The 2613-nt window shown below is 62.4% G+C and carries 3 protein-coding genes; all 3 read right to left on the reverse strand.

Translation table 11 applies throughout. The features are described 5' to 3' along the window. Positions 1-714 (reverse strand): ATP-binding cassette domain-containing protein (locus tag ACLP25_RS25315; protein ID WP_442471879.1); only part of this gene is annotated, 714 nt, incomplete at its 3' end. A 91-nt stretch (positions 715-805) separates the two neighbouring features. Beyond that, positions 806-1870, reverse strand: a complete 1065-nt coding sequence (locus ACLP25_RS25320; RefSeq protein WP_442471880.1) for a substrate-binding domain-containing protein — start codon at positions 1868-1870, stop codon at positions 806-808. Positions 1871-1909: 39 nt separating this feature from the next. Beyond that, the coding region (locus tag ACLP25_RS25325) for an ABC transporter permease (protein ID WP_442471881.1) at positions 1910-2613 on the reverse strand (704 nt) is incomplete at its 5' end.

Consider the following 2613-nt stretch of genomic DNA (forward strand, 5'->3'; position numbering starts at 1 on the left):
GAGCGCCTGGCCCCGCACGCGCCCGTCGCGCAGAACGGTCACGCGATGCCCGATCTGGCGGATCTCGGCCAGGCGGTGGGTGATGTAGATGACCGAGGTTCCAGCCTTCACCACCGCGCGAATACGCTCGAACAGCATGTCGGTCGATTCGCGGTCTAGCGAAGCCGTCGGCTCGTCCAGGATCAGCACCTTCGGCCTTGTGGCCAGGGCTTTGCCGATTTCGAGCAGCTGCTTTTGCGCGACTGTGAGCGAGTCCCCTCGCGCCCGCAATGGGACGTGAAGTCCGACCGCGTGGAGAATCTCTTTCGCAACCGCCCGGGAGGATCGTCCTGCGAACAGCAATTGCGGAAGGGATACTCGCAGGTTTTCCAGCACCGACAGATCGTCGAGGATGGCCGGGTGCTGATAGGAGATCGAGATGCCTAACGCGACCGATATTTCCGGGGTCATCGGCGAAACCTGACGGCCCTCGAACTCGATCTCGCCGCGATCGGGCTGATTGACGCCCGCGATGATGCTCATAAGCGTCGACTTGCCTGCGCCGTTTTCGCCAAGAACGGCGTGAACCTCGCCGGTGTAGAACTCGACGCTTACGTCCAAGAGCGCAGCGACGCCCGAGTAAAATTTCGAAATCCCGGACAGGCGGATGGTTGCCTGCCCATGGTCGGCTCCGGGAGACTCGAGCGTTGTCACGTTTTCGGGTTCAACGGCCAAGACGTTCATCCGTTTTGCACGACAACCGTAAGTGGTCGCTCCAAAGTGTGCGGCCCCGGACGGCGAGCGCGTTGCCGGGGCAGCCGCGGGGTCACTTGTTGATGGCCTTCGCCTGTTCCTCGGGCTTCATCTCGGCCGAGAGATAGATGTCGCCGGGAAGGTCCTTACGGCACTCCACCGAGTGCGGCGTGGCCGACACCGAATTCTCGAACATGGGCGCCTTGAAGACGTTTTCGCTCGGAGGCTTACCGCCCGTCGCCGCAGCCACGGCCCACTGAACGGCGAGGCGCGCATTATCGTTGCCGGTTGCGACCGTGAACAGCTTGAAGTCCGGATTGTCTTTTTGTATGTCGGTCCAGAAGCATCCGAGGACGTTGCCGTCCGAGGTGGCGAGCGCCGGAACGGACCGGCCGGACTTCTGAAACAGCGGGAGCGCGCCGACGAGCGACGGTCCGAAGTCGGAGACGATCACGTCGATCTTCGGGTTCTTGGCAATCTCGGCCGTGAGCACCTGCTGGGTGAGCGCCGGATCCCAGTTCGTGACGTCAAAGGGTGCCGGATTGAGGAACTTGTACTCAGGCCCGAGGACGGACTTGAGACCTTCCAGTTCGTCCTTGCCCTGGCTGTTGCCCGCAGGGCCGCTGATGAACAGCAAATTGCCGCCGTTCGGCAGGATGCTCTTGATCCACTTGCCCCAATTTTCGCCGTCGTTCTTGAACGACGCGCCGATAAACTTGGTGTAGTTCTCGCCTTCTTTGCCACCGACTTCGACGCGATACGGAACCACGACCTTTCCCGCCTTAAAAACGCTGGTCAGCGCCGGCAGCACCGCAGGGCCCGCGTCTCCGAAGACGACGAGCGCGTCTGTGCCCTTCGCCGCCATGCTCTTTATGTCCGAAATCGCCTTTTGTGTATTGCCCTGGCCGTCGGCATATTCGTAACCGGTAATGCTCGGGCACTTTTCGGCTTCCTCCTTGGCGGAGGCCGTCGTGATCCGGCGCCAGCTGTTGCCGCCGAAGCCATCGAGAAAGGCGATCGAGGCCTTCTTCGGACCGCACCAGGACGGCGTCTCGGCGTTGGCCGCAGATGTACCGACGCAAAGCATCATGGCCGTCGCAGCGAGGGCCGCCCCTCCTTTGGCCGCTGTCATTTTCATCTCTTTCCTCCTCGTTGTCAGGTTTCCAGTCCCTTTGGCTCACCGGAACGAATAAATGGCGATGCCAAATCCAAGCGCGAGAGCTTGAATGATGGTCTGAGCCGAGTACGGCACGCCGATCGCCAGCGCGAATTGGCTCAGTTGATTTAGGAAGAAGGCCGCGAGCGCGGTCGAAATCGGAAACCCGCGGCCGCCGATCAGCGAGGTCCCGCCGAGAACGACGACGGCGACCGAAGGGAGCAGGAGCGAGTCGCCCTGAAAGGCTGTCGGCTGGTTCGTGATGCCCGCGAGCAGGACGCCTGCGGTACAGTACAGCAACTGGGCGTAGACATACGCCATCATCTGATGACGCCGGACGTGGAGGCCGGCGGCCCGTGCGGCCAGGGGATTGGCGCCGATCGCCTCGAAGCGCCGCCCGACGACCGTCTTCTTCAGCACGAACGTCAAAACAATCAGGATCGCAACCGCGAAATACACGGAGTTCCCGACGCCCAAAGTGTCGCCGCCGGCGATGTCGCGAAGCAGCGGCGTGGTCGTTCGCGGAATGCCGCCCGAAACTGCGAACACCGCGCCGTAGAGCAGGGCGTTTATGCCGATCGTGGCCACGATCGCGTTCAGGCGCAGGAGACCGATCATCAGGCCGTTCACGATTCCCGCGGCGAGCGCGCAACACACTGCGAAGAGCACCGCGGGTAAGAGTTTCGCGCTGTCGCCCGCTGGAATGTGGGTAGAGATCACGACGG

It is taken from the genome of Roseiarcus sp. (assembly GCF_052145395.1).
Classification (GTDB): Bacteria; Pseudomonadota; Alphaproteobacteria; order Rhizobiales; family Beijerinckiaceae; genus Roseiarcus.

Coding starts and splice junctions, on each gene's coding strand:
- ACLP25_RS25320 (WP_442471880.1), bottom strand. CDS start 1,870: ATGAAAATGACAGCGGCCAAAGGAGGGGCGGCCCTCGCTGCGACGGCC.